This is a genomic window from Ensifer sp. Root127, assembly GCF_001425225.1.
Taxonomy (GTDB): Bacteria; Pseudomonadota; Alphaproteobacteria; order Rhizobiales; family Rhizobiaceae; genus Ensifer; species Ensifer canadensis.
The window spans coordinates 321,564-348,561 of record NZ_LMDX01000001.1; the positions used below are offsets into that span (position 1 = coordinate 321,564).

Genomic DNA, 26,998 nt, shown 5'->3' on the forward strand with positions numbered 1-26,998 from the left:
CAAATGCCGGGCGAGATATCGAACACCGCCCTTCCGACCGATGCGGGTGCTCTGGACAATCATCGGACGATCTCGCGAATTCGGTCGCGCAGTCCGTCAATTCCTGCAAGCGTCTGGGTGAGTTCGGCGTCGTGTCCTGCAAGCCTTCCAGTATTCGCTCGCCGGGCAATCTGATTGAGGTTACCGCCGATCCGGCCAAGCTCGCCGAGCGTCTGGGTGAGTAACACTATGTTGGTCTGATCGAATCCTCGGGCAGGCATCCGGACACCAAGGGCCGCACGGCGGAGCATTTCGGAAATCGACAGACCGCGCGATCGGGCCAGGTCCTGAATTCGAGCCAGTTCCTCCGTCGTCGTTCGAATACGAATGATCCTGTCGCGCATCGAAGTCCAATTCCCTTAATCGGCATGCCGTCGAGGGGGTTCACGGGGGAGGTTTCTCCCCCTGACCAGTCGCCTTGTGTGGGCACAAGGCATTGCTGGCTTCCCTCATTGTCTTCTGGAATTTTGGGTTCGGAATTCCGCCGGCGCAAATGGCAGGCTGGTTTCAGGCGGCAGGCGCAATCAGGACGCCAACATCCACCCGGCCAAGCCGGGCGTCGCGGACGAGGTCTGCGGCTGAACCGGGAACGCGGGAACGGCGAATGAGGTGCAGCTTGGACGATCCACGGACCTGCAGATACATGGACGCCACATACATCAGAACGCCTCCGGCGCGATCGGTTTCATTAACCTCTTCGACAATGAAGCGGAATGCCGGTCCTTCGATGACTGTCGACTTCGACCTCATTTCCGCGCGCCTTTCTCCCGCCACTTCAATGGCATGAGTTTATTGCAAAGCCAGAATCGAGCCCAGGAACGTCCGGATTTACCCCGGACCAGTTCCTAACGTTACATCTCGAATTTTAACGACCGATTCCGCCCTTTTCCGACCGGGCGGGGTGTCTCGAAAACATCGATGGTTCGGGTTTCGAACCATTCGAAGATGTCTCGACTTTCGAAGTCTTCAATTCGACGTTCGCACGATCGCCACCGGCGTCGTCTTCGATATCGAAGCCTCTATGATGATGAGCGTATCGGAGAAGTCAGCATAGCGCCGCCGATCTGGCGGGACTTCGGGAATTCGCGCGTGACGAAATCGGGAAGCAGGCTGCCGCAGGAGGTCGCGTTCGCCGCGATCCGGGATCGACCGCCGCCGATTTCGAACTCCGTCCATCCGATGCTTCGAAACTCGAAACGATCCGTTCGAAGCTCAAACGGTCGCATAATTCGGAATTCGAAGTAAACGCCTCGAATTTCGAACTGTTGGGCGCAGGGCTCACGATCGCCAACGTGGTCCCCGTCGTCACGAACAAGTCCGTGATGCCGCGGCGTTCAACATCGCCGATGGTTCGAACCCCGAACGATCGGCCTTTCGAGTTTCGAGGCGTTCACTTCGACTTTCGAACCATCCTCTTCCGGCGTGGAGAGCCGTCCGGTTCCGGCTGGCGCGGGCGCAGGCATAGCCGAGCCTCGGGCTGCGAAGGCGGGACTGGACGGATCGGAGCGCCCCCAACGATCCCGCCCCCCGACATGAGACTCATGGCCGGGACTAGGCCAGCGCCAATGAGCGCCACACTTCCTGCACCATGGCCGAATTTGCGGTTTCCGTGACCGCCAGATGGGAGTGATCGTCAAAAACGATGTCGGATACATCCGAGCTGCCGAAGGGCATCTGGCGGCCCGAATTCCGCCCTTCCTGCACCGCGATCCAGGTCTCGTGCTCCTCGATCAACCGGAGATCGTCGTCTTCGGTCTCCGGTTGATCACAAACCAGGCCGTCCTCTCTGAAGGTGCCTTCAGGGTCGGCGTTCCCGTATGGCGTTTCACCATTGGCCGTTTCGCCCTGCGCCTTTTCACGATGATCGGCGCACGGGGCGTCGCCTACCTTTTTATCTATACACCCGATCGCACAAATTTGCTGACAGGCCGCAAAGTGCCGATAGGCGGTCGATCGGGACACGCCGGCCCTAGACGCCAGCTTCTCCGGGCTGAGCGTTTCCGACCGCTCCAGCATGACGGCATAGGCCGCGACCAGTTTTTCGAGACTCCGCTCGCGGCGCACGCCGTTCGAATAGTCCGCGCCGGCCTTCTGCCGATCCTGGACGCGCCTCATGCCTTCGACGACGTGCAGCAGGCGCTTACGGTTCTTTTTGCCCTGCAGCTTCGTAGCGTCGAAATCGAGGGCCAGATGGTCGGCGACCTTGGCGACGATATAGGGCAGCCTGGTATCGTCGAGGTCCATCGTCCGGGCATGATCGTCGAGCGCGGCATGAAGATGATCGGCAAGCGCCGCCCTCGAACCGGTCATGCGGGCGTCCGCGGCGAAATGCCATTCGATCAGCAGCGCCTTCGCCCGATCGCGCAGTGTGTTGAACGCCAGGTTCGAGGGCGTAAGGTCCATCGCCGACTGGATCGACGCGGCATGACGGACAAGCGCCTCGCGGCCCGTCCGAGTATCGACCCAGTCGGCATAGTCAGAGAGCGTCGGCATGGTGTGCCGGTTCGGTGTCAGCGTGTGCCAGAACGGTGAAAGCGGATTTTTCATGCGCATGGTTGCCGCCGGCGCGGCCGGATCGGCACCTAGTCCGAGCAACGCCTTGACAAGGCCGTGATAGACGCCGAGGAACAGCTGCACGACAGCGCCGCGGCAGCGCTTGTCCGACGATTTCCACACAGCGCTTCCGGGCGGCAGGAGAAAGATCAGGTGCGGTCGATGATAGCTGCCGTCCGCAAGGCGGTCGCCGACGATGATATGCGGCAAACAGGGAATCGCGCCGGCCTCGACCAGTTCTTCAAGCGCATACAACAGATGGTCCGGGGAGACGAAGACGCCGTCGCAATCGATGCGCAGCGCGCCAAGGAACGTCTTGTTGAGTTCGATGTAGGGATAGTCGAGCGTGAGCAGTTTCGACCGCGTCTGTACCGCCAACGTTGCCTTTTCATTCGAGGCCCGCGCCGCGCCGCCCTTCGGCACCAGCGAAACGAACAGTTTCAGGACCGGGTTGTCTTCCGAGCGCAGGCCCTCTTCCGTAAACGGATCACGCCAACGGCCGGCGACCTGTTTACCGAAAGGTAGCTCGAATCCCTCTTCCAGCCGCCGTTGTACGGCCCGCCGAAGTTCGATGGCCTCCTGTCGGGCGCGGTTCGTGTCGGGTTCGCCCGCGACAATGCGGGAGGGCTTACTTGCGGTTTTCCGCTTCATCCTAGCTTCGGCGGCCTTGCGCCGGGCCTCTGCGTAGCGTGTTTCGAAACCGAGCAGGGGTTGCCCCGTAAGTTCTGGGTTCCGATAAGTCGATTGCCCCGCACCTGTCTGCGTAGGGTCAGTTATCTTTACAATTGCGTCGCCGCCGTTTACTTTCATTGAACAATCTCCGAGAAAGCCGCGGTAGGGTTCCAGCCCTGTGACCCGCGGCTTTTTCTATGCTCGGAGCCGGCGGCGCATGACGCAAGCGCCAATGGAGTGTTCAGCGAACGAAATAGGGAGAAAGGTCCAGCCCTTCCGGAAGGGACAACGCCCGCAAGACCTCGATCTCCTCGCGCAGCAGTGTCTTCGCGCCGTAGCCCCGCGAAACCGTCTTGTTCGCGTGTCCCGTCTGCTTGTCGTGAATGCGCTCGTCGATCTTGGCAAGGCGCATGATGTCCTTGGCGGTATGGCGCGTCGAGTGGAAGGTGGTTTCAATCGCGCGATGAATTCCGACCTTCCGCAATTGTCCGTTCAGCCGCTTCGACGCTGCGCCCGCGGGGTCTTCGACCCGCTTCTTGCCATGGTAGAAACAGGCGGGGAAAAGGTTGTCCTCGGGCCGGCGGGTATTCACGTAATCGATAAAGCCGGTGCGAACGATGATATCTGGAAGCGCGATGATGCGCCGGCTGCTCGCGTTCTTGACCTGGCGCTCCTCGGATTCCCCTCCGTCGTCGGTCAGGTCCGTGGTCAGGTCGATGACCCATACATCCCCTTCGACACGATAGACGTCTTTGCCCTGCAACGGTACGAGTTCGCCGACACGCGCCCCCAGAATCGCCCCAAGCAAGGGTATCCATTTCATATCCGCCCTCTTCTCGATGGCTGCGATAGGGAACCACTGGTTCAATTCCTCGATCGTAAACGGGCGGCGTACCGTCTTGCCCTTGACGAACTTGGGGATGCGGATTTTGACGTCGACCAGCGGAGAACGGAATTCGTATTCGGCGGCGACGTCCAGAAAGAACACCTGCAACGGCGAAAAATAGTTCGTCTCGATGGTCGTGATAGACAGAGTTTCCAGTCGCTGATCCGGAGACAGGCTGGCATTGTAGGCTGCGGCTTCTTCCCGCGTCTTGCTGCGCAGTTCAGGAATCTTGTTGTAGTTCGAGGGAACGATCGCCAGCAGATTCGCGAACTTCTGGAAGTCGAAGAACCGATACTTGTTGACCGGCTTGTCGCCGGCGAAAGCCACGAAATCCTTGAGACGGTTATAATCCGTATCGGTCTTTTTCTCGGCGATCCCCTGATTGACACGAATCTCACGGTGCCACTGGTCCAGCGCAACCGACATGAGCGGCCGAACATATCCGCCGTCTAGGCTCGTTGCCACCGCGGCATTCAGGGATACGATCTTCTCCGACAGACTTTCCAGTTTGGGAGTGACTGAGGCGGCGTTCCGTTCGGCCTTTGCCTTTTCAAGAGTTTGCAGAACCGTGGCCTGCGTGTCCATGAACGAGGTGTAGACCGCATTCACGTCGCGCCGTAGCGTGTTCTCGCGTTCGAGAGCGGCGACCCTCATCTCGCTCGCCTGTTGCTCCAGTTCGGCGGCATGGAAGCTCTCCTGCACCTGTATCGCCTGCTCGGTGGCCTCCACTGCCTTGCGTGCTTCGTCCATGACTTCGGCTAGTTGCCGCTGCAGCTCGGCGATAATCGCATCTCTGGGATCGGTATTGTCTGGCATGGATCGGCACCCGTTTCGAACGAGGCCGTGGAATAGCCGGTCGGAATGACTGACAAGTAAACGGGCGATCAGCGCCGCCTTGCGGGCGGGAATCCTACCGAGATGAAGGCGGATCGGAGACGCACCGAGAATCGGCACCAAGTGTTTCGGGATACGGCGCTGGAAGCGAAAACCGTTGTCGCGACGGGTGAGATACATGAATAGCCCCGGGTACATGGGTGGGTACGAACCCGAACCGAGGCGTCAGAAGACTCAATGAAATCAACAAACGGGAAATGGCGGAGAGGAAGGGATTCGAACCCTCGATACCCTTCCGGGTATACTCCCTTAGCAGGGGAGCGCCTTCGACCACTCGGCCACCTCTCCGTTAGCGCCTGACTAGTGTCAGACCGCAGGCAATGCAAGATTTTTTTGTCGGTTTCCGGGAAATGATCGCATTTTCATGTGGGCACCGGGGGAACCAAGCCCCTCACGCGGCCGAAGACTCACGGGAAGCAGCGGTTCGACTGTGGTCGAGAGCGGCAGCAATGCGAGACGAACAGGACCGAGCCTACTGCATGTTTCCTTAGATCGTATTCGATTTAAGGATAAAAACATGCAGCAATCCAAAGTGCGACAGCGACCTTTGCGCGTCTAATAAGACGCGTGGCGCTGTAGCTTTCACCAGCACGTTTCTATGACTTTCGCGAAAGCCTATCGATCGCATCGAGCGTTGCCGCGCCAAAGTCCCCGTCGACAGGACCACTGTAAAAACCGCGATCCTTCAATAGCGCCTGCATTTCCTTGCGGAAGGCCGGCGTGAAATTGCTCGGCTGGGACTTCAACTCCTGAAGCTTGGCCGGATCGCCGCCCTCGATGCTGGCTGCCGCCCAGCGCACCGCCTCCTTCGCATCCGCCTTGGTGCCCAGGCCATAGTCATAAAGGCGGCTCAGATTTCCCATGGCGTAGGCGCTGCCGGCATTCGCCGCCATCTCGTACCAGGTGCGGGCCTGAGCATAGTCCTGGGTGACGCCGGTGCCGATATCGTAGAACCAGCCGAGCAATGCCATGGAATAGGAATCCCCGACATTGGCCGCCTTTTCATACCAGGTCTTGGCTTCGACATAGTTCTGCTCGGTGCCGAGCCCGTTCTGGTAGGCCCAACCGAGCGACGACATCGCGTTGACGTCGCCACCTTCGGCGGCCTTCTTGTACCACGACAGCGACTGCGTCAGGTCCTTGGGCAGGCCGAGGCCCTCTCTGTAGAACCAGGCCACCGTCGCCATCGCGTTGGCGTAACCCTGGTTGGCGGCCAGTTGGTACCATCTGGCCGCTTCATCATAATCCTGGGCGATGCCGCCATAGCCCTCGCGATAGAGCCAGCCGAGCGATGCCTGGCCATAGGCATTGCCGGCCTTGGCTGCTTGCTCGAACATCCGGCGGCCCTGGTCGACATCGACGGCGCCATCGGTGCCGTAAACGGAGAACCATGCCAGATTGGTCAACGCGTACATATTGCCGCCGTCGGCGGCCTTTTGATAATTGTGGCGTGCCTCGACATAGTCGCGTCCGGCATCCTGTGCCCGGCCCAACATATTGACGAGCATCATGTCATCCGGGTTTTCGTTGACCGCCTGGGCGCAGGCCGTCAGTGCGCGGGCGGAATCAAGCTTCAAGAAATTCACACCAACGAAGCCGGGCATCGACTGAGGTTCACCTGCCAGCAGATAGCAGTCGCGCGAAGCCTGCGTGTCCTTGCCGGTCTGCGAGATGTTGAGGCCCTTTTGTGGTTCGAGGGCGGCGATCTGCTGCTCGGCCTCTGCCTTATGCTTGCTGTCGGGATAGCGCTCGAGGAACCGCGTCAGCGCGGCGGCATCGGTCGATTGCTTGAGGGCATCCCAGGCGATCTCGTCAGGGGTCACGCTCGACATCTGCTCCGCCTCGGCCAGGAGCTTCAGCTTCTTCTCCGCCAACATCTTGTAGACGGGATCGGACCCATGCTTGGCGAGAAAGGCATCGATCAGGTCTTTGTCGGCGAGATCGCGGATGTTCTGCCAGTCGGCAGCGGCAGCCGACTGGCTGTTCGGCGAGAGCTGCTCGCCGTTATTCGTGATGTTGATGTTCACTTCCTTTATATTCAGGAAGATCTGCGCACCGCCAAGCGACCCATAGACAAAGGGCTCCTGACCGCGGTTTGTGACCGAAACCACCTCATCGCGGACCTTGCCCAAGGCGATTCGCACATCGACACCCGGCTCGGTGAGATATTTGGCAAGTGCGGTGGCAAACGGGCTGTTCTTGCCCTCGCCATCAAGCGCCACTGTTCCGGCCTTGGAAGCGAAAGCGACAAGCAGGTCGGCCGATTCCGGCTCGACACGCGCCAGGCCCCGCGAAACTGCGCGCGTCGAGATCGAGCGCGTCATGCTTTGCTCGAACGGATTGTTGCGACAGGCGTCGAGTATCACCAGCTTGAGCTTCGTTGCGCCCTCGAGCGAGCGCTGAACCCGATCAAGGCCAATCGCCTCGTCCTCGATATCCTTGTCCGTCTTCAATTGCACATCGGTCGGCAGCAGGAAGTTCTGGCCGTTCATTTCCATGCCGTGGCCGGAATAGTAGACGATCGCCACGTCGGCGCCCGTCGCCAGATCTTCAAAATCGCGCAGCGCCTTGACCATGTCCTGGCGCCCGAGGTCATGAACGGTGGTGACGGAATCGAAGCCGGCCTCCTCGAACGAAGCCTTCATCAGTTCGACGTCATTGGCGGGATTGTTGAGTTGCGAGGTCGCTTCGTACTTTTCGTTGCCGATCAACAGGGCAACGCGCTTTGCGGCCAAGACCTCGGCCGGCGCAAACGCCGACACCGCCACCAAAAGAATGACGAACGACCGCCAGCGCGACGAATGCCCCGAAAACATGCTCTTCCCTCCGGCGTCACCCCTTATCCACCAACTCCTCGGGAGCAGGATTGAGGAGGCGCACAACCCCAATGACGGCACTTCGGGACGATGCCAACGCCCCACAATCATGCCCAAATGAAACTATTACGTATGAGCCAGGGGCTTTCAATGTCTCCGATCGCCATATTTTTTGAGGTGGCTCGTCGTCTGCGCCGCCGCAAGGTCGAAGCAAGCAGGCGATCTTAACCCGGACGCCGCATCGCTTGCTCCGGGTGATTCCGGCCGAGCCTGATGCGTTTCCTGCGCCAATGAAAGGCTATGCGTTCTCGGAGTTTGCCATGTCGATGAAAATGCACGTCGCGGAAGCGAAGCCAGGACAGCTGGCAACGACGTATCAACACTACTTTATTGAGCGTCCCTGCCGGATTCTCATCATTGGCCAGCACCTCAAGGCAAAGACCAAATATCAATGCCTGCTGCGGCACATTTCGATCGCCGGCGCCATGCTCGATTTCAATGCCGCACTGATCGTGCCGAAACACTTCTTCCTCGAGATCGACGGATTCAAGGAAGAGATCGGCTGTTCCCAGGTCCACCGCAGCGGCGCGGAACTCGGCGTGCGCTTCAACATGCTGCTGGCGCCCGATTTCATCAGCCGGTTGATCCGCATGCAATTTTCAAGCGGTGGCTTTTGATTGTGGCCGGCTCCGGTACACGGAAAATGACCGATGTTAGATTTTTATCGAACTCCTTCAGGGGATTGCAAACTTCTCAACCGAAACTGCACTCGACTTACCTCGGCATTCACGCGAGGATTAAGCGTGGGCGAATGAGTTGCCCACGATCGAAGGCCGAGTTTGGCAATGATCGCATTTCGCGATCCGGCGTTGGCGGAGAATGACAGATGCAGCAGACGATGTATTCCTGCGTGCCCTCGCCGTTCTACGAGCGTCGCTACGAACGCTTTTCCATCGGCCATGCCGCCACCCTGACGACGGTGCAGCCGGGCCTTGGCAGCGTGTCTGTCAGGACCTGTCGGATGATCGACATTTCCCGCGGTGGCGCCAGCTTTGCCGTGCAGACCACCATCGGCCTGCCGCAGCATTATTATCTCCATATCATCGGCACAGCACTCCGCATCGGCTGCGCCGAGGTCTATCGCAACGGCGATCGCGTCGGCGTGCAATTCATCAAGCCGATCGAACAGAGCCTGCTGCGCGAGATCATCCGCCAGGAATTCTTTACCGGCCAGAACGCAAAAACGCCCAAGCGCCGCTGATGCCTCTGCGGCCGGCGCAACGGGCGTCAAAACGCAACAATTCGCGACGGCTTTCTCATCAAGGCGATTCCGCATTGCCGAAGCATGGGTTAAGTTCCGCGAACTTTGTTCGAACGGGGCCTTATATAAAGCATGTCCGCATTCTCTCGCTTCACGCCGCTCATCCAATCCCTGCCCTCCACCATTCCCTTCGTCGGGCCTGAGGCCATTGAGCGCCAGCGCGGGCGCGCCATCGCGGCCCGTATTGGCGCCAACGAAAGCGGGTTCGGACCTGCTGAAAGCGTCGTGCAGGCGATGCGAGAGGCGGCAACGGGAACGTGGAAATATGCGGACCCGGAAAACCATGATCTGAAGCAGGCGCTGGCTGCCCGGCTTGGTGTCCCTGCCGCCAACATTGCGATCGGCGAAGGCATCGATGGCCTGCTCGGGCAGATCGTGCGGCTCGTCATCGAACCCGGCATGCCGGTCGTCACATCGCTCGGTGCCTATCCGACCTTCAACTATCACGTCGTCGGTCACGGGGGCCGGCTGGTGACGGTGCCGTATGTCGGCGATCGCGAGGACCTCGATGGCTTGCTTGCAGCCGTCGAAAAGGAAAACGCCCCGCTCGTCTATTTCGCCAATCCTGACAATCCGATGGGAAGCTGGTGGGACGCCGAGCGCATCGTCGAGTTCGCCAGGGCCTTGCCCGAAACAACGCTCTTCATTCTTGACGAAGCCTATTGCGAAACCGCTCCTGCTGAGGCCCTACCCGCCATCAACAGCTTGATCGACATGCCAAATGTCGTGAGGACTCGGACCTTCTCCAAGGCCTATGGCCTTGCCGGGTCACGGGTTGGTTACGTCATCACCACGCCCGGGACTGCCCAGGCATTCGACAAGATCCGCAATCATTTCGGGATGAACCGGATCGGCGTGGCGGCGGCGGTGGCGGCGCTTGCGGATCAGGATTATCTGAACTCGGTAACGGCAAGGATCGCGCATTCGCGCGAACGCATCGCAGAGATCGCCAGGCGCAACGGATTGTCGCCGCTCGTTTCTGCGACCAATTTCGTTGCGATCGATTGTGGACGGGACGCGGTCTATGCGCGTGCGATCGTCGATACACTGATGAGCGACCACGGCATCTTCATCCGCATGCCCGGCGTAGCCCCGCTCAATCGCTGCATTCGCGTCAGCACCGGGCCGGAAGCGGAGATGGATCTGCTTGAAGCTGCCCTGCCGCAGGTTCTGGCCAAACTGGCAGGCGGCCAATAGGCCTTCATCTCCGGCGCCTGCGCGCTGGCGGGCGCCGCTGGACGGGAGCTTGCTCCCGCCTTGTCGTTCAGTGAACGGTCATCCATTCGCGGGCGGCACGAAGCGCGGCTGCGAGGTCGGATTTGCTCATGGTCATCGAGAGGTCAGCGCGCAGATCAACGGCGCGGTCGCAGCCCTTGATCGCGGCAATGTTCAGCCATTTGTGGGCGGCCACCAGATCGACCGGCCGACCGCGGCCGGTCGCATAGGCCAGACCCATTTCGCAGAACACGTCCGCCTGGTTTTCACCACCCATCGCGGTATTCGAAGCAACCTGCATATCAAAGCGTGCCATTGTCTTGTCCCTGTTTTGCCTGGTTGGTTTTCCGAAGCGGCCCGCCCTTTGGAGGCGGACCATGCTCCAGATCAGCATTCGTTTTTGGTCCCTGTTCGACCGCGCCTCTTTGTGGGCCTTTCCGAACCGCGCCATCTTTTGCAGCGTCGTCTTCGGTCATTTGGCGGGGTGAATTTCTCCGCTCGTCTTATGGGTCTTACTATGCAGCACGGCCTTCAATACGCGCTTAAAATGCATGATTAATTTGCGACAAACAAAGTCCAAACACTTGGTAAACTTGAGTTTTTGTTAAACATCGAAAGGCCGGAAATCCGGCGCATTCGAATAAAAATTTACGAAATATTCAACTGCCGATTTCAACCAAACGGTAACCACGAAACAAGCACCCGGCCTGCCAACGCCGTCCTTCCTCGATTTTTCTCCGCCTGAACCCGGCAAAGAAAAAGCATAAACGGCCTTGTTCAAGCCAGTTTACCTTTACGTACGCGTAAGCTATCGTGCGCGCGGCGGTGAGGAGACTGCCTTTCAAACGAGGATATCTGCAGAGATGCCGGCGAAGCGGACCGCGCCGGCAACTTCTATCTGGAGGAATGAATGTACCGTACCCTGTTCATGACCGCGGCTCTCGCTCTTGGCGTCGTCGGAACGGCCGTTGCCGCCGAACCGATCGTCGGCAACTGGAAGACCGCAACCGGCGCTACGGCCGAGATTGCCCCTTGCGGCGGCGCTTTCTGCGTCACGCTGAAGACTGGCAAACACGCCGGCAAGCGGATCGGCAACCTGTCCGGCACGGATGGCAGCTATTCCGGAGAGATCACCGATCCCGAAACCGACAAGACCTATAGCGGCTCGGGTGCAGTCAGCGGCAACTCGCTGAAGATGAAGGGCTGCGTGCTCAAGATTCTCTGCAAATCGCAGACCTGGTCGCGCCTCTAGCTAGAGCATGTCGCGCAAAAGTGTGCCGCGCGTTTGCGATAACGGCATGCGTAAAACAAGAACTTAAATCGCGAGATCGCGACGCGCTTTAAGATCGATACAAAAGGGTGGCCATCGGGGTCGCTCCCAGAGCGTTGACAAACCCGCCGATATTTTCGGTGGGTTTTGTTTTTGAAATGTCAGGCGCATCCAGCCGCCTGCCAAAGACCGCCCATCTGCCGCATCGTTGGCTTGGGCGCGCGCCCTGCCCCGCGAGAACGGCGGCTATTTCAATCGCAAGATGAACGCCAGATGAACGACCGTATCAGCAAGAGTTCAGTTTGGTTGTGCGAAAACACGCTCAATCGATTTGAACCGCCTCCAGACCAACGGACAGAACCATGGACATTCTTGCTCGGCGCCTCACTATTATCAGCCTTCTTATGGTTGTTTTTGCGATGACCCTCGCGGCCGCAGTCAGCGCAGATACCGAACGTCGCCGCAGCAACACTTATCTCGGCTCGCTGACGGATTGCACAGCGCATACAGCGCAATACTGCCAAGCCAAGCTCTAAGGGAGAAACCGACATGCTGGCCGCCCTTTCCACATCCGCCTTTCTCTCGCTGCGTGTTCTTGCACTTGCCAGCCTGCTGATGGCGCCGGTTGGGGCGCTCGCCTATAGCAAGGCCAATGGCCTCGGCATCGGCAAGCAGGGCGCCGGCCTCGTTCTCTTCGTGACGCTGCAGCGTCAATCCATGAGCTGACCGAAGGCGCCACCGGCGCCTTTTAATTTGCCTGTCTCTCTTGCATCGCCGAGCGCCTTCCTGTCCTTTCACGGCTGAAAGGATCTGCTATCGATGCCAGCCTATGCCGTCTATTCCCTTGCCGCCCTTGCCGAGATCGCAGGATGTTTCGCCTTCTGGGCCTGGCTGAAACTCGACAAGCCGATCTGGTGGCTGATCCCGGGCATGGCGTCGCTGGCACTGTTTGCCTGGCTGCTGACACTGATCGACAGCTCGGCAGCCGGCCGAGCCTATGCGGCCTACGGCGGGGTCTATATCGCCGCGTCACTCATCTGGCTGTGGCTTGCCGAAGGCGTGCGGCCCGATCGCTGGGATCTGACCGGAATGGTCGTCGCGCTCATAGGCAGCGCCCTCATCCTTGCTGGACCACGCTAAGACCGCTTCTGCATAATGCCTTAAAGGCATTTATGCAGAGAGTTTAAAGCTTTACAGCGTCCTTTGCGCGTCATATCTGACGCGCAACGCTGTAAAGTTGTTCTGCCAGACGCGGTTGTGCATGCCAGCATCTTGTCGTTTGCTTGTCAGAGGCCTCAGCCTATAATGCGACATGAACAAGCGAATCTCTTCACACTCCGTCCTTTCCGTCTCCACACCCGATCCGTTCGAGCCGCAGTTCTTCGATGATCCGGCGGCGGCAGTCGATTGCCTGGAGGCGCTCTACGATCGCAATACCCGGTTCCTCACAGAGGCTTTCGAGGGGCTGGGCAAGAACGGCGTGACCCTGACGCGCTACCGCGCCTGCTACCCGCAGGTCAGCATCGAGACCAGCAGCTTCGGCCATGTCGATTCCCGCCTGTCCTACGGTTATGTCAGCGCACCGGGCGTCTACACCACGACGATCACGCGACCAAAACTGTTTCGGCACTATCTGAAGGAACAGTTGGGGCACCTGATGCGTAATCACGGCCTCGGCATTACCGTGTCCGAATCCTCCACCCCGGTCCCGCTGCATTTCGCCTTCGGCGAAGGCGCCCACGTCGAAGCGTCGGCGGGCGAAGCCATCGATATTCCGCTACGCGACCTGTTCGACGCACCTGATCTGACGACGACCGACGACGAGATCGCCAACGGCTCCTACGAACCTGGCCCGGGCGAACCCTCCCCGCTTGCACCGTTCACCGCGCAGCGCATCGACTATTCGCTTGCCCGCCTCAGCCACTACACGGCCACGAGTGCGACGCATTTCCAGAACTTCGTACTGTTCACCAACTATCAGTTCTACATCGACGAGTTCTGCGCCTGGGCGCGCCAGCAGATGGCGGAGGGCGGCAACGGCTACACGGCCTTCGTCGAGCCCGGCAACATCATCACGCCTGCCGGTTCCGACAAGCCGGAAACGGACTATACGCTCGCCCGCCTGCCGCAGATGCCCGCCTACCACCTGAAGAAGAAGGGCCACGGCGGCATCACCATGGTCAATATCGGCGTTGGCCCATCGAACGCCAAGACGATCACCGACCATATCGCCGTGCTGCGCCCGCATGTCTGGCTGATGCTCGGGCACTGCGCCGGGCTCAGGAACAGCCAGCGCCTCGGCGACTATGTTCTTGCCCATGCCTATATGCGCGAAGACCATGTGCTGGACGACGACCTGCCGGTCTGGATCCCCCTGCCGGCACTTGCCGAAGTGCAGGTGGCGTTGCAGGACGCCGTGGCGGAGGTCACCGGCTACCGCGACTATGATCTCAAGCAGATCATGCGCACCGGCACCGTTGCCACCATCGACAACCGCAACTGGGAACTGCGCGACCAGCGCGGACCGGTCAAGCGCCTGTCGCAGGCGCGCGCGATCGCACTCGACATGGAATCGGCGACGATCGCGGCCAACGGCTTCCGCTTCCGCGTGCCCTACGGCACGCTGCTTTGCGTTTCAGACAAGCCGCTTCACGGCGAGTTGAAGCTTCCGGGCATGGCAACAGCCTTCTACCGGACACAGGTCAGCCAGCATCTGAAGATCGGGATCCTCGCTTTGCAGAAACTTGCGGCGATGCCGCCTGAGAAGCTGCACTCCCGCAAGCTCAGAAGCTTCTACGAGACGTCGTTCCAGTAACCGTGACGGCGCCTACGGCTTTCTCTGCAGAAGCATCGACAGCATCGTGCCCGCGACAGCGGACACGATGATCAGCAGATGCGCGTTGACGCCGGCGCCGGCCAATTGCTCCAGCGCTGCGCGGTCCGCCCCTGCTCCGAAAGAAACGGCGCCGGCGGCGATCGCTGCGGGATAAGTGCCGACGCCCGCCGGCGCGTGCATCGGCAAGACGGAGGAGAGTTCGCCGCCAAGAGCCCCGCCAAAACAGGCAGCAAGCGGCGCGACACCCATGATCGCCAGAACCCAGGCGAGAACCACCACCTTGACCGCCCAATTCAGAATGGTCATCGCCCAGGCCCTGAGGAATGCCTTTGTCGTGCCGGGCAGACCTGTATCCAGCTCTTCGACGATCGATTCCAGTCTTGCCGGCAGCAACCGCCGCGCCAGGGCGACAACGCGATCCTTCAACAGAAAGAACGGAAGTGGCGCGACCAGCGCCGCGATCCAGAGCGCCCAGGCGACGCCTGATCCGCGGCCAAAAACCAGGCCGACTGCGGCGACCGTCAACAGGGCATGCAGGTCGAGCAGCCGCATGACCAGAAGTGCCGCGGTCCCCCGCGCCAGCGGGATGGAGAATTCCGACCGCATCAACAGTGGAAAGCTCGTCTCTCCGGCGCGAAAAGGCAACATGATGTTCAGGAGATTGTGGACTTGGGTGACGCGAAACAGCGCCAGAAACCGGCCTGACGTTTCCGCCGGGAAATAATCATAGATGCGATAGCAGCGAATGAAATAGGTGGCGACAAGAAGTATCAGGGCCGCGAGCCCGGAACCGACGCCGATTTTCGTCCATTGATCGAGCAGCGTTCGCCAGCCCCAGATCCACTGGACAAAAACCGCATAGGCGACAATCGCCGCGGCCGATATCAGCGTCACACGGTTGCGCGCCAGCCACGATCGCCGCTCGAACTCGCAGCCAGAATTCATCAGACGCCGATTTCCCGTGTTGAAACACAACTTTGCACGTTGGTTATCACCGATAACTGTGCAAGAAAATGATTATGTAAGCGCACCCCTATTCTTCCGGCTCGTGCAAGGCGCGCCGAATGCACGAGCGATCCCATGCTGCCCATCGAGCTATCCGTCGTCATCCCAGTCTTCAACGAAGAGGACAGCATTGAGCCGCTCATCACGCGCGTCAGTGACGCCATGGTGAATTTTTCAGCCCCTTGGGAGCTGATCCTGGTCGATGACGGCAGCACCGATCGCACGCTCACCAATGCAAGGAAGGCGCTCTGTCGCCCCGATCTTCAGCTGAAAATCATCGAACTGCAGAAGAACTTCGGGCAGACCGCCGCCATGCAATCCGGCATCGACGCGGCGTCCGGCCGGTTGATCGCCACACTCGACGGTGATCTGCAGAACGACCCGGTCGATATTCCCGCTATGGTCAAAGCAATCGAGGAGCGGCAACTCGACCTGCTCGTCGGCTGGCGCAAGAATCGTCAAGATGGGCTGTTGCTCAGAAAAATCCCGTCCTGGTGCGCCAACCGGCTAATCGGCAAGATCACCGGCGTCCGGCTGCACGACTATGGTTGCAGCCTGAAGGTTTACCGCGCCTCGATCATCAAGCAGGTCAAGCTGATGGGCGAGATGCATCGCTTCATCCCCGCCTGGGTCGCAGGGGTCGTACCCAGCAGCCGCATCGGCGAAATGCCGGTGACCCACCACGCGCGCCAGCATGGCCACTCGAAATACGGTATCTCGCGCACCTTCCGCGTGATCCTCGATCTGCTTTCGGTTCTGTTCTTCATGCGCTACAAGGCGCGCCCGGGCCACTTCTTCGGCTCGATCGGGCTTGCAGCCGGGGCGGCGAGCGTCCTCATCCTGCTCTATCTTGCCTTCGACAAGTTCCTTCTCGGCAACGACATCGGCACCCGCCCGATGCTGATCGTTGGCGTGATGCTGTTTCTGTCGTCGGTGCAACTCGTGACAACAGGCATTCTCGCCGAGATGATGGCGCGTGCCTATTTCCGCGACGACGAAACCACCAGCTATATCGTGCGTGAGGTCTTTGTACGGGATCAAACGAATGTTTGAGTTCGTCGAGCGGCGACCCAACCTCGTCACCGCCCTACTCGCCGGCTATTTCCTGCTCTGCATCAGCCTGCGTCTCGCCGTTTCGAATTCGCTCGAAATCGACGAGGCGGAGCAGGCATTCGTGTCGCAGTTCCTGCGGCTCGGTTACGGCGCGCAACCGCCCTTCTACAACTGGCTGCAATACGGGCTTGCATCCGTTTTCGGACCGTCTCTCGCGACGATGACGGTGCTCAAGAACCTGCTTCTGTTTCTTTGCTGTCTCTTCTATGGCTTCGCCGCGCGCGAAGTCCTTGCAGAAAAGCGCCTGGCGCTGATTGCCATGCTCGGCGTGCTGACACTGCCGCCGATTTTCCTACTTGCGCAGCGTGACCTTTCCCATACGGTCGCGGCACTGTTCGCCGTATCACTGTTTCTCTACGGCTTCCTGCGGACATTGGTCCGGCCGAGTCTCGCGGCCTATCTGCTGACCGGCCTTGCTGTCGGCATCGGCTTCATCTCCAAGTACAATTTTGCGCTTGTACCCGCCGCTGCCGTCCTTGCCATTCTGCCGGAACCCAAGCTACGCGAGCGCCTTTTCGACTGGCGTATCCTGGTCTCGCTGTTGGTTGCGGCACTGATCGCTTTGCCGCATGGCTGGTGGATCCTCGAAAACCTCGGCTCCGCCTCAAACAACACCTTTCTTGAGATGCGCGAGGCCCATTCCGAAGGCCGCCTCGCACAGGCGTTCGGCGGCGTGGTTTCGCTCATTGCCGCCACGATCCGCGGCGGTATCGTGCCGCTGATCGTGTTCGGACTCATATTCCGCAAGAGCATTCCTGCGATTTGGTCGGCGCAAAGCCAATGGACTCGCGTTGTCGGCCGTATGCTTGCAATCTGCCTCGTGGCAGTCCTATTGATTGTTCTGGGGGTCGGAGCCACGCATATCCGGGAAAAGTGGCTCGTGCTCTTCCTGATTCTCCTGCCGCTCTATCTCTGCCTCAAGGTCGAAGCGGCTGGCGTCGATGCCGCGTTTAAACTTCGACCGTTCCTGTGGCTCGTGGCCTTCATCGTGCTCACTACGCTGATGGTGGTTTCCGCCCGCGCAATCGTGCGGCCGCTCTTCGGCAAATATTCGCGATTGAGCATTCCCTACGCCACGCTGGCCGAAGCGGTCGTTAAGCTCGGGGGTCGCGAACCGGCCCTGATCCTTGCGAAAGACAGGTTGATCGGTGGCAACCTTCGCACGCACCTTCACGATGCTCCCGTGCTCACCCCCGGCTATCTTGACGCAGGGACGGCCAGCGCATCGTTGCCGCTGCTCGTCGTCTGGAGCGATGACGGCAAGGCGGAGCCAATCCTGCCCGAGGCGCTGGCAAACGCCATGAAAACGCGTGGATTTTCGACGACGTCGGCAACGCCACAGGTTCTGTCCCTGCCCTACCTGCACGGCAAGGCTGAAGACCGGTACACTTTCGGCTACCTCTGGGTCAGGGACTGACCCGGGGTCACGAACTAGACCGGTCGGCGCCGACGAGCAGTTTGAGTTCGCCGGGATGGATCCTCAACGCGACGTCGCGGCCCATTGGCAGAAGTTCGCCATCGATAACGCAGTTGATCTTCCGGTCGACCTTGGGGAAATGCAGGTCCAAAGCATGGCCGCTCATCTCGGTAATAACCGGATTGTCGCGGAACTTGCCGCGCAGCACGTCGAGCGCAAGCTTGGCAACGCCGGGCGGGCTCAACGGCGGTGCCGTGTAGAAGCCGAGATGGCCGGCGGTCACGTCATCAGCATACATCAGCGTATCGCGCCCGAACGGGTTGTTCGACACGGACACAGCCGAAACGTGCCGGCTTTCATGGTGACCATCCACGTCGAACTCGATCTCGAAATCCGGCGGATTGAGAATGACCCCGACCGCAGCGCGTGTGCTCGCCGTGATCTTGCCCAGGCGCGATCGAAAACTGAACGATTCGCGGTAGCGCACCATGCGAGCATGCAGACCCATCGAGAACTGGTGGACGAAGGCTCGGCCATCGGCGCTGCCGATATCGCCGTCGATGATCGTGCCCTGCGCCAGAACTTCCGGCACCTTCCAGATATCGAGCGGCAATTTCAGCGTGCGCGCAAAAAGGTTCATCGTCCCCGCAGGAACGACCCCAAGCGGCATGCCGGTTTTCCAGGCAACGCCCGCGGCTGCCGAAATCGTACCGTCGCCGCCACCCGCCACGATTGCGTCGAGATCGTCGCGCCGGCAGGTCTTTTCCAGGGTCTCCTGCATCTCGGCGCCCGAGACGGTCGCGATCTCGATCTGGTGACCCGCATCGCGAAAGACCGCCTCAACCCTGTTGCCATAGGCCGCCATGTCCGTCGTTCGGAAGGTCCCACCATCCCGATTGAAGATAGCTTTGATTTTCATGAAAGGCTTACAGGCTCCATTGCCGTGGCACACGGGCGTCCACTGCGATGAGATAATCGCAATCGGCGCCGTTTCCAGAGCCTTACCAAAACTTAACCTTGAACCCGCGTCGGCGGGCGCTCGAATTCACCGTCGCTGCCCACCTTTGTCTGCAGGGCGGCAACGTCGCCGACCTGCTTCGGCGTCACTCCGGCAGCTTGAGCGGACCACCTGTCTTGATCGAGCGGATGGCGAAGTTGGAACGGATGTCAGTCACGCCGGGCATGGCCAGCAATGTCTCCGTCAGCAGCGTCTCATAGGCGGAGAGATCTTCGACGACGACCTCAGCAAGAAAATCGGCATTTCCGGAGATCAGGAAGCAGGAGACAACTTCGGGAATGGCAAGCAGCGCCTCTTGCTGACGCTGGGCATTCTCGCGGCTGTGCTGGCCGACCTTGATTTCCACGAAAACGGTCAGGCCGAGCCCGACTTCCTTGCGATCGATGTCGGCCCGATAACCGCGCAGGATCCCCGATTTCTCCAGATTGCGGATGCGCCGCAGGCATGGCGACGGCGACAGATTGACACGTTCGGCAATCTCCACGTTCGTTGCCCGCGCGTCCTCCTGTAAGATCTTGAGAATCGCGAGATCGAATTTATCTAGACTTGGCATAGTTGATAATCCAGTGAGGCCGTATTGGCATATGATTGCGCACCATGGGCCATTTGAAGCATAAATCGCAAGGACATGCCCCGCCCCCAGGCAGTAATCTTCTTCCCAGGCCCAAGCGATTGTGGGCATTTAAATCGGGAAGGAAAATCAGATGGTTGCGCTCACACTCGATCGCGGCAACGCCACGCCTGTCGCCGCCGGCTATGCCGGCGCCTTCGTCACCGTCCTGATCTGGGCGGGGTGGATTCTTGCGACACGGCATACCGCCGGCACCGCACTCGGCACAATCGATCTCGGCCTCATCCGCTACGGCGTTCCTGCGCTGGTTCTTGCACCGGTTTGGCTCAAGATCGGGCTCCTGCCGCGCAAGCTTCCGCTGCTCCTGCTTCTCCTGATGGTGGCTGGTTCCGGCGCGCTGTTCTTTCAGGTCGCGGCCTTCGCCATCCATGCGACGCCCGCCTCTTCGGTCGGCGTGCTGCTCGGGGGCTCGATGCCGCTGGCGACGGCGCTGATCGGCATCACCCTCTTCGGAGAGCGTCCAGACCGGATGCGCATCGTCGGCTTTGCCGCCATCGTTGCGGGCGTTGCCCTTCTGCTCGCCCGCAGCCTTGCCGGCACCACTGGCACCGGCTGGACCGGCTACGCCCTCCTTCCGGCGGCAGCCACGCTCTGGGCGATCTATACCCACGCCTTCCGGCGCTCCGGCCTCAGCCCGCTCGAAGGCAGTGCACTGATCGCCGTCTGGTCTTTTCTTATCCACCTGCTGCTTGCCGGCATCTTCGGCAGCACGCTTGCAAGCGTTCCGCTGAAGGAGATCGCGCTGCAAATCACCAGCCAGGGCCTGCTCTCGGGCCTCGTCGCGATGGTCGCCTATGGCGTGGCCGTTCGCAGCCTCGGCGGAACTCAGGCCGCCGCCTTCACCGCGCTGACCCCGGTACTGGCAATGTTCGGCGGCGCAATTCTTCTCGGTGAACAGATCGGCCCGTTCGAAATTGTCGCCGCCATTGTCACGGCGGTCGGCGTGGCGCTCTCGACCGGCATCCTTTCACCGCGCAAGGCGTGAAGGATCAGAACGGAAAATGGCCCGGAAGCGAAAGCTTCCGGGCCACTCTGTTGCTTGGTACCGTCATTTTCAGCCGTGAACGATCTCGCGATGCTTCTGCAGCCGGTGGCCATAGGCCTGGCTGACGCGGTCGAAGATGATGGCGATGCCGACGATGGCCAGGCCGTTGAAGATGCCGAGCGTGAAGTACTGGTTGGCGATCGCCTTCAGCACCGGCTGCCCGAGCCCTTGAACCCCGATCATCGAGGCGATGACCACCATGGCCAGCGCCATCATGATCGTCTGGTTAATGCCGGCCATGATCGTCGGTAGCGCCAAGGGCATCTGCACATTCTTCAGTTTCTGCCAGCCCGAGGAGCCGAAGGCGTCTGCCGCCTCCAGCACATCCTTGTCGACGAGGCGGATGCCGAGGTTGGTGAGCCTGATCATCGGCGGGATGGCGTAGATCACCACCGCAATCAGCCCCGGAACCTTGCCGATCCCGAGCAGCATGACCACCGGAATCAGATAGACGAAGCTCGGCATGGTCTGCATCACGTCGAGAATCGGATTGACGACATTCTGGACTCGGTCCGAGCGCGACATGACGATGCCGAGCGGTATGCCGATGGCGATCGACAGCACGGTACAGACGAAGATCATCGAGATCGTCTTCATCGTATCGTCCCACATGTCGAAATAGCCGATGAGCAACAGCGTGCCGATACAGCCGGCGACGATCTTCCAGTTCCGGCTCGCAAACCAGGCGAGAACCGCGATCAGCAGGATGATGATCGGCCAGGGCGTGCGCGTCATGAAGCGCTCCGACTGGATCAGAAAGAATTGCAACGGCTCGAAGAACGCTTCGATACCGTCGCCATAAGCGCGCGTGAAGGTGCGAAAACCCTCGTCGATCGCCTTTTTCAACGCCCGCAGGCGGTCGTCATCCATATGCGGAAACTGGGTCAGCCATTCCATCAAATTGCCCTTCACTGCTCCCCGACGGCGGCCCCGTTTGTTTGTTTTTGTCCGCCGACAATCACCTAGAGCGTTTCCGGATCAAGCGAAGATTCGGAAACGCTCTATCTCCTTGTTTTCACAAATTTCCTTGCGGAAAATCGCTTCGCACTTTTCCAGGAAATGCTTTAGCAGGCGGCGCACTGAACGGTGCGCCGCCCAATTGCGTCAGTCGATGGCCATCAAAGCGCCGACTTCACCTTCTCCGCGACATCAGACGAGACCCAGGTGGTCCAGATGTCAGGGTTTTCCTGGAGGAAGTGCTTTGCACCTTCCTCGCCGCTGGCCTGGTTGTCGGTCATCCAGGCCATCAGCTTGTTGACGGTGTCGTTGGTCCAGGCACGCTTGTTCAGGTAGTCCAAAGCCGGGCCGGCGCGATCGGCGAACGTCTTGGTCAGGAGCGTCTGGACCTTGTCCTTCGGCCAGTCGTTCTTCTTCGGGTCCGGGCAATCGGCAACCGTGTTGCACCGCTTCCACTCCGCTGCATCCGCCTCGACGCCGTGGCCGAGCTTCACCATCTCGTATTTGCCGAGAAGTGCCGTCGGCGCCCAGTAGTAGCCGACCCATCCCTGCTTGCGTTCATAGGCCTTGGCAATCGAGCCATCGAGGCCGGCGGCCGAGCCGGTATCAACAAGCGTGAAGCCGGCTGCCTCGCCGCCATAAGCCTTGTAGAGCTGGGTCGTAACAACCGTGCCGCCCCAACCCTGCGGGCCGTTGAAGACGGCGCCCTTGCTGGCATCTTCCGGATCCGGGAACAGTTCCTTGTGCTTCAGCACATCGTCGATCGTCTTGATGTCGGGATTGGCGTCGACGATATATTTCGGCACCCACCAACCCTGGACGGCGCCGTCGGAAAGCGCGACGGCGGCGCCGACCAGCTTGCCTTCTTCAAGGCCGCGATTGACGACGTCGGGCAGAAGGTCCACCCAGCCTTCCGGCGCAATATCGGGCTGGCCCTTTTCGATCATCGAGGTGATCGTCGGCACGGTATCGCCGACGACGAGCTCGGCGTTGCAGCCATAGCCTTCCGTCAGAATGATCTTGTCGACATTCGCCAGAACCTCGGCGCTTTGCCAGTTCATGTTGGCGATCGTCACGTCGCCGCATTCGGCCGCCGAGGCCGTGCCGGCAAGGCCAAGAAGGCCGGCGGCCAGGCAAGTCGTTGCTAGAAGCTTGTTCATTTCTGTTCCCTCTGTTCTGGCGGTACGTCCCGTCGGACGACCGATCTCACCGCAGTGATCGGTCGCGTGTCAACAGGCTTGGGCCCTACTCAAGAACAACAGGGACCGAACGGCCTGCAGGTCCGTCGGCGCGCTTGGCGCGACAACGGCACCCTCAAGGCTATAGGGTCTTTCCGGCAAGGACTTTCCCATTTGCGTCAACGATTGCCTTTCCCAATGCTCCCGCATTTGTCGGGGCGCCGGAGATGTGGGCTCACCGCTGAGCAGGATGACGTTGCGCCGAGAAAAGCGCGCCGCACACGGGTCCGGTCGTGTGCTTGAAATGAAAGAGGCGCCGAGCCAGAGCTCGACGCCTCCAAATGTTTCCTTTTGCGCGGTCGCGCGAAAACCCGCCCTCACATGTTGGGATAGACCGGTCCCTCGCCGCCCTGCGGCGGCACCCAGTTGATGTTCTGGTTCGGGTCCTTGATGTCGCAGGTCTTGCAGTGCACGCAGTTCTGCGCGTTGATGACGAAGACCGGCTGGCCGTCCTTTTCCACCCATTCATAGACCCCGGCGGGACAGTAGCGCGTCGACGGACCGGCAAAGGCGTCCAGTTCCGACGTGCGCTGCAGCTCCGGATTCTTCACCTGCAGGTGGATCGGCTGGGCCCTCGCCGCCCTGCGGCGGCACCCAGTTGATGTTCTGGTTCGGGTCCTTGATGTCGCAGGTCTTGCAGTGCACGCAGTTCTGCGCGTTGATGACGAAGACCGGCTGGCCGTCCTTTTCCACCCATTCATAGACCCCGGCGGGACAGTAGCGCGTCGACGGACCGGCAAAGACGTCGAGCTCCGACGTGCGCTGCAGCTCCGGATTCTTCACCTGCAGGTGGATCGGCTGGTCTTCCTCGTGGTTGGTGTTCGACAGGAACACCGAGGACAGCCGATCGAAGGTCAAAACACCGTCGGGCTTGGGATAGTCGATCTTTTTGTGCTGGGCGGCCGGTTCGAGGCNNNCGCGTCGGTCTTGCCGTGTTTCAGCGTGCCGAAGAACGAGAAGCCGAACAGCTGGTTGGTCCACATGTCGAGACCGCCGAGCGCTACGCCGACCGCCGTGCCGAACTTCGACCACAGCGGCTTGACGTTCCTGACCCGCTTCAGGTCCTGGCCGATGGCGCTGTCGCGCCAACCACGCTCGATTTCGATCGGCTCGTCATTGGCGCGACCGCTGGCGATTGCCGCCGCCAGCTTCTCAGCCGCCAGAATGCCCGACAGCACCGCATTGTGGCTGCCCTTGATGCGCGGCACGTTGACGAAACCGGCCGAACAGCCGATCAGCGCGCCGCCGGGGAANGCCGCCAGAATGCCCGACAGCACCGCATTGTGGCTGCCCTTGATGCGCGGCACGTTGACGAAACCGGCCGAACAGCCGATCAGCGCGCCGCCGGGGAACGACAGTTTCGGCACCGACTGGTAGCCGCCTTCGGTGATCGCCCGGGCGCCATAGGACAGCCGCTTGCCGCCCTCGAAGGTGCCGCGAATGGCCGGATGGGTCTTGAACCGCTGGAACTCCTCGAACGGGAAGAGATAGGGGTTCTTGTAGTTGAGGTGCACGACGAAGCCGACGGCGACCATGTTGTCTTCGAGGTGGTAGAGGAACGAACCGCCGCCGGTCTTCATGCCGAGCGGCCAGCCGAACGAGTGCTGCACCAGACCGGGCCTGTGGTTCTCGGGCTTGACCTGCCACAGTTCCTTGAGACCGATGCCGAATTTYTGGACGTCGCGATCCCTAGAGAGATCGAATTTTGAAATCAGCTCTTTGGCGAGCGAGCCGCGCACGCCCTCGCCGATCAGCACGTACTTGCCGAGCAGTTCCATGCCGCGGGCAAAGTTCGGSCCCGGCTCGCCRTTGCGCTCGATGCCCATGTCGCCGGTGGCGACACCGATGACGGCGCCTTCGTCGTTATAGAGCACYTCGGTTGCGGCAAAGCCCGGATAGATCTCGACRCCGAGCGCTTCGGCATGGCCGGCAAGCCAGCGRCAGACATTGCCGAGTGAGACGATGTAGTTGCCGTGATTGTTCATCAACGGCGGCATGGCGAAGTTCGGCAGGCGGATCGAGCCGGCGGGACCGAGCAAACCTCGGTCTTGAACGGATGGTCGGCCTCGTCGCGCCARCCCGGCAGCAACCGGTCGATRCCGATGGGGTCGRCGACGGCRCCCGACAGGATATGCGCGCCGACTTCGGCGCCYTTTTCCAGCACCACCACCGAAAGCTCGGGATTGACCTGCTTCAACCGGATCGCAGCCGAAAGCCCCGCAGGCCCCGCGCCGACGATCACCACGTCGAACTCCATACTCTCGCGYTCGGGTAGATCCATCGCCTCGCTCATACCGTCTCTCCAGTCTCGCCGGTCTTCTGCCAGCTCAGTTCCCAGGCCATATCATCTCGTCATGGCAAATGCAGTTTGGCTTGTCGAGCCGGGATGCGACAGTCGATGCCCGCTTTTGCGCATGAGGTCATGAGTTTAGCACAAATGTCTATATGACGTGAACGTAAACGTAAATACGTGATTTCACCCATGTCCTTGTGGGCCGCCGCCTTGCAGCCTTGCTTTTGCCGAATAGCCATGTCAGGAGGCCGGGCATTCATTTTCCGGCGGAAGACGCCGGCAATCCCATCCGCAACCAGCATTCGGCAAGGCGCCCTACGGCGCCGGAACGGCATGCCTTTCGCTTCATTCCGGGCTCCGCCGACCTTCCCGGCACCGGCCCAGATGGCGGCGTGCGGAACAGAGCCGTGTCGCCTTCGCAAGCCCCGGAAGGGCGCGTCGCGAAGCGACACCAAAACACAGGCGTCAGGAGACATCATATGGCCAGAGCACTGGGCTTCGATTTCGGCACCACCAACTCGGTCCTCGCGGTTTCGGCAGGCGACACCACCCATTCGATGAACTTCGACAGCATGGCTGGCAGCACCGATGCGATGCGCACGGCACTCTCCTTCATGAAGGATTCCAACCTCGGCGCGTCCGCCCTGAAGGTGGAAGCCGGACAGGCGGCAATCCGCTCGTTCATCGACAATCCCGGCGACTGTCGTTTCCTGCAGTCGATCAAGACCTTCGCCGCAAGCCCGCTGTTCCAGGGCACGCAGATCTATGCCAAGCGCCATAGTTTCGAAGACCTGATGCGGGTGTTCCTCTCCAAGCTGAAGGACTATGCCGGCGACGACTGGGCGAGCCAATACAGCCGCATCGTCGTCGGAAGGCCCGTTCGCTTTGCCGGCTCCAGCCCCGATCCGGCACTGGCGCTCGAGCGCTACAGCGCCGCCCTTTCCGAATTCGGCTTTCCCGAGATCCACTATGTCTACGAGCCGGTGGCGGCCGCATTCTACTTTGCCCAGAACCTCAAGCGCGACGCCACGGTGCTGGTCGCCGACTTCGGCGGCGGCACCACCGACTATTCGCTGATCCGTTTTGAGACCAAGGCGGGACGTCTGACGGCAACGCCAATCGGCCATTCGGGCGTCGGCATCGCCGGCGACCATTTCGACTTCCGCATCATCGACAATGTGATCTCGCCCCTCATCGGAAAGGGGAGTCTGTTCAAGAGCTTCGACAAGCTGCTTGAAGTCCCGTCGAACTACTATGCGAATTTCGGCCGCTGGAATCAGCTTTCGATCTTCAAGACGTTGAAAGATTTCACGGATCTGAAGAAGCTGGTGCGCCAGAGCCTGGAGCCGGAAAAGCTCGAGGCCTTCGTCGACCTGATCGAGCATGACGAGGGTTATCCGCTCTACCAGGCGATCTCGGCGACGAAGATGCGCCTGTCGCAGGAGGAGGAAACCGAGTTCTACTTCTCGCCGCTTGGCGAGATGTCGCGCCGCACGGTGCGCCGCGCCGACTTCGAAAGCTGGATTGCGCCTGAACTTGCGCGCATCGAAGACGCGCTCGACGAGGTGTTACAGACAACGGAAACGCCGCCCGAAAGCATCGACAAGGTCTTCCTCACCGGCGGCACCTCGTTCGTGCCGGCGGTGCGCAACCTGTTCGAGCGGCGCTTCGAAAAGGACCGGATCGAAAGCGGCGGCGAACTGCTGTCCATCGCCCACGGCCTGGCGCTGATCGGAGAACATGAGGATATCGGCCACTGGACCGCGAATGCCGCATGAA

25 protein-coding genes, 1 tRNA gene and 3 pseudogenes are annotated in these 26,998 nt (G+C 60.5%); 12 read left to right on the forward strand and 17 right to left on the reverse strand.

The genetic code is table 11. From position 1 onward, the window contains the following. Nucleotides 1–59 precede the first annotated feature (59 nt). From mobC to ASD03_RS01540, 6 genes are all read right to left on the reverse strand, one after another. Nucleotides 60–383 carry a plasmid mobilization relaxosome protein MobC gene (gene mobC, locus ASD03_RS01510; RefSeq protein WP_057212428.1) on the reverse strand — a complete coding sequence of 108 codons (324 nt, stop codon included), beginning with the start codon at nucleotides 381–383 and terminating at the stop codon, nucleotides 60–62. Nucleotides 384–546: 163 nt separating this feature from the next. After that, the gene (locus ASD03_RS01515; RefSeq protein ID WP_057212430.1) at nucleotides 547–789 is read right to left on the reverse strand and encodes a hypothetical protein; all 243 of its coding nucleotides are present in this window, start codon (nucleotides 787–789) and stop codon (nucleotides 547–549) included. A gap of 801 nt (nucleotides 790–1,590) precedes the next feature. After that, entirely contained in the window at nucleotides 1,591–3,243 is a 1,653-nt protein-coding gene (locus ASD03_RS01525) for a hypothetical protein (RefSeq protein WP_057212434.1), read from the reverse strand. Nucleotides 3,244–3,505: 262 nt separating this feature from the next. Continuing rightward, nucleotides 3,506–5,164, reverse strand: coding sequence for a site-specific integrase (locus ASD03_RS01530; protein WP_162250491.1), 1,659 nt, complete (start codon nucleotides 5,162–5,164; stop codon nucleotides 3,506–3,508). A 78-nt stretch (nucleotides 5,165–5,242) separates the two neighbouring features. Beyond that, nucleotides 5,243–5,332, reverse strand: a tRNA-Ser gene (locus tag ASD03_RS01535). Nucleotides 5,333–5,640: 308 nt separating this feature from the next. Next, the gene (locus ASD03_RS01540) at nucleotides 5,641–7,860 is read right to left on the reverse strand and encodes a caspase family protein (RefSeq protein ID WP_025426375.1); all 2,220 of its coding nucleotides are present in this window, start codon (nucleotides 7,858–7,860) and stop codon (nucleotides 5,641–5,643) included. Nucleotides 7,861–8,114: 254 nt separating this feature from the next. On the opposite strand from ASD03_RS01540, the gene ASD03_RS01545 reads away from it, so the two are divergent. The 3 genes from ASD03_RS01545 (at nucleotide 8,115) to ASD03_RS01555 (ending at nucleotide 10,378) form a co-directional block, all read left to right on the forward strand. Continuing rightward, nucleotides 8,115–8,537 (forward strand): hypothetical protein, encoded by a 423-nt coding sequence (locus ASD03_RS01545; RefSeq protein WP_244445421.1) that lies wholly within the window; start codon nucleotides 8,115–8,117, stop codon nucleotides 8,535–8,537. 209 nt (nucleotides 8,538–8,746) lie between these two features. Continuing rightward, a complete protein-coding gene (locus tag ASD03_RS01550) occupies nucleotides 8,747–9,121 on the forward strand; it encodes a PilZ domain-containing protein (RefSeq protein ID WP_025426373.1) in 375 nt (124 codons plus the stop codon). A 132-nt stretch (nucleotides 9,122–9,253) separates the two neighbouring features. After that, nucleotides 9,254–10,378 (forward strand): pyridoxal phosphate-dependent aminotransferase, encoded by a 1,125-nt coding sequence (locus ASD03_RS01555; protein WP_057212439.1) that lies wholly within the window; start codon nucleotides 9,254–9,256, stop codon nucleotides 10,376–10,378. A 67-nt stretch (nucleotides 10,379–10,445) separates the two neighbouring features. Here ASD03_RS01555 and ASD03_RS01560 read toward each other — a convergent pair whose 3' ends face one another. Then, complete coding sequence (locus ASD03_RS01560; protein WP_025426371.1) at nucleotides 10,446–10,712, reverse strand: sel1 repeat family protein; 267 nt, start codon at nucleotides 10,710–10,712, stop codon at nucleotides 10,446–10,448. A gap of 594 nt (nucleotides 10,713–11,306) precedes the next feature. Between ASD03_RS01560 and ASD03_RS01565 the strand changes: the two genes are divergently transcribed. From ASD03_RS01565 to ASD03_RS01575, 5 genes are all read left to right on the forward strand, one after another. Further along, a complete protein-coding gene (locus tag ASD03_RS01565) occupies nucleotides 11,307–11,648 on the forward strand; it encodes a DUF2147 domain-containing protein (RefSeq protein WP_025426370.1) in 342 nt (113 codons plus the stop codon). A 380-nt stretch (nucleotides 11,649–12,028) separates the two neighbouring features. Further along, the gene (locus tag ASD03_RS39840; protein ID WP_025426369.1) at nucleotides 12,029–12,202 is read left to right on the forward strand and encodes a hypothetical protein; all 174 of its coding nucleotides are present in this window, start codon (nucleotides 12,029–12,031) and stop codon (nucleotides 12,200–12,202) included. A gap of 13 nt (nucleotides 12,203–12,215) precedes the next feature. Further along, nucleotides 12,216–12,392 carry a hypothetical protein gene (locus ASD03_RS38605; protein ID WP_162174731.1) on the forward strand — a complete coding sequence of 59 codons (177 nt, stop codon included), beginning with the start codon at nucleotides 12,216–12,218 and terminating at the stop codon, nucleotides 12,390–12,392. Between the two features lie 93 nt (nucleotides 12,393–12,485). Then, nucleotides 12,486–12,806, forward strand: a complete 321-nt coding sequence (locus tag ASD03_RS01570) for a YnfA family protein (RefSeq protein ID WP_025426367.1) — start codon at nucleotides 12,486–12,488, stop codon at nucleotides 12,804–12,806. 172 nt (nucleotides 12,807–12,978) lie between these two features. Next, nucleotides 12,979–14,481 carry an AMP nucleosidase gene (locus ASD03_RS01575; protein ID WP_025426366.1) on the forward strand — a complete coding sequence of 501 codons (1,503 nt, stop codon included), beginning with the start codon at nucleotides 12,979–12,981 and terminating at the stop codon, nucleotides 14,479–14,481. 12 nt (nucleotides 14,482–14,493) lie between these two features. Here the strand turns inward: ASD03_RS01575 and ASD03_RS01580 are convergent, their stop codons facing one another. Further along, complete coding sequence (locus tag ASD03_RS01580; protein ID WP_025426365.1) at nucleotides 14,494–15,447, reverse strand: lysylphosphatidylglycerol synthase domain-containing protein; 954 nt, start codon at nucleotides 15,445–15,447, stop codon at nucleotides 14,494–14,496. A 135-nt stretch (nucleotides 15,448–15,582) separates the two neighbouring features. Between ASD03_RS01580 and ASD03_RS01585 the strand changes: the two genes are divergently transcribed. Both ASD03_RS01585 and ASD03_RS01590 read left to right on the forward strand, forming a co-directional pair. Beyond that, on the forward strand, nucleotides 15,583–16,560 hold the full coding sequence (locus tag ASD03_RS01585; protein ID WP_025426364.1) for a glycosyltransferase family 2 protein: 978 nt from the start codon (nucleotides 15,583–15,585) through the stop codon (nucleotides 16,558–16,560). Further along, a complete protein-coding gene (locus ASD03_RS01590; protein WP_025426363.1) occupies nucleotides 16,553–18,037 on the forward strand; it encodes a glycosyltransferase family 39 protein in 1,485 nt (494 codons plus the stop codon). The genes ASD03_RS01585 and ASD03_RS01590 overlap by 8 nt, the downstream gene beginning before the upstream one ends. A 7-nt stretch (nucleotides 18,038–18,044) precedes the next feature. On the opposite strand, the gene ASD03_RS01595 is transcribed toward ASD03_RS01590, so the two are convergent. Together ASD03_RS01595 and ASD03_RS01600 are read right to left on the reverse strand one after the other, a co-directional pair. Further along, the gene (locus tag ASD03_RS01595; protein WP_025426362.1) at nucleotides 18,045–18,956 is read right to left on the reverse strand and encodes a diacylglycerol kinase family protein; all 912 of its coding nucleotides are present in this window, start codon (nucleotides 18,954–18,956) and stop codon (nucleotides 18,045–18,047) included. Between the two features lie 184 nt (nucleotides 18,957–19,140). Beyond that, the gene (locus ASD03_RS01600) at nucleotides 19,141–19,608 is read right to left on the reverse strand and encodes an Lrp/AsnC family transcriptional regulator (RefSeq protein ID WP_025426361.1); all 468 of its coding nucleotides are present in this window, start codon (nucleotides 19,606–19,608) and stop codon (nucleotides 19,141–19,143) included. Nucleotides 19,609–19,759: 151 nt separating this feature from the next. Here ASD03_RS01600 and ASD03_RS01605 point away from each other — a divergent pair, with 151 nt between their 5' ends. Continuing rightward, entirely contained in the window at nucleotides 19,760–20,671 is a 912-nt protein-coding gene (locus ASD03_RS01605) for a DMT family transporter (RefSeq protein WP_025426360.1), read from the forward strand. A gap of 69 nt (nucleotides 20,672–20,740) precedes the next feature. Here ASD03_RS01605 and ASD03_RS01610 read toward each other — a convergent pair whose 3' ends face one another. The 7 genes and pseudogenes from ASD03_RS01610 to ASD03_RS38610 all read right to left on the reverse strand — a co-directional run bounded on the left by ASD03_RS01610 (nucleotide 20,741) and on the right by ASD03_RS38610 (nucleotide 25,521). Continuing rightward, entirely contained in the window at nucleotides 20,741–21,628 is an 888-nt protein-coding gene (locus ASD03_RS01610) for a proline/glycine betaine ABC transporter permease (RefSeq protein ID WP_025426359.1), read from the reverse strand. A 221-nt stretch (nucleotides 21,629–21,849) separates the two neighbouring features. Next, nucleotides 21,850–22,848, reverse strand: a complete 999-nt coding sequence (locus ASD03_RS01615; RefSeq protein WP_025426358.1) for an ABC transporter substrate-binding protein — start codon at nucleotides 22,846–22,848, stop codon at nucleotides 21,850–21,852. A gap of 395 nt (nucleotides 22,849–23,243) precedes the next feature. Then, nucleotides 23,244–23,477: a 4Fe-4S dicluster domain-containing protein gene (locus ASD03_RS39630; RefSeq protein ID WP_162250492.1), complete on the reverse strand. Its 234-nt coding sequence runs from the start codon at nucleotides 23,475–23,477 to the stop codon at nucleotides 23,244–23,246. 16 nt (nucleotides 23,478–23,493) lie between these two features. Beyond that, nucleotides 23,494–23,840, reverse strand: a pseudogene (locus tag ASD03_RS40255) (4Fe-4S dicluster domain-containing protein); the annotation flags it as partial. Nucleotides 23,841–23,843: 3 nt separating this feature from the next. After that, nucleotides 23,844–24,179 (reverse strand): annotated as a pseudogene (locus tag ASD03_RS40260) (electron transfer flavoprotein-ubiquinone oxidoreductase); the annotation flags it as partial. 1 nt (nucleotide 24,180) lies between these two features. Continuing rightward, a pseudogene (locus ASD03_RS40265) lies at nucleotides 24,181–25,219 on the reverse strand (NAD(P)/FAD-dependent oxidoreductase); the annotation flags it as partial. A gap of 59 nt (nucleotides 25,220–25,278) precedes the next feature. Continuing rightward, entirely contained in the window at nucleotides 25,279–25,521 is a 243-nt protein-coding gene (locus ASD03_RS38610; protein ID WP_128090422.1) for a hypothetical protein, read from the reverse strand. A 177-nt stretch (nucleotides 25,522–25,698) separates the two neighbouring features. On the opposite strand from ASD03_RS38610, the gene ASD03_RS01625 reads away from it, so the two are divergent. Beyond that, on the forward strand, nucleotides 25,699–26,997 hold the full coding sequence (locus tag ASD03_RS01625) for an Hsp70 family protein (protein ID WP_025426357.1): 1,299 nt from the start codon (nucleotides 25,699–25,701) through the stop codon (nucleotides 26,995–26,997). Nucleotide 26,998 lies beyond the last annotated feature (1 nt).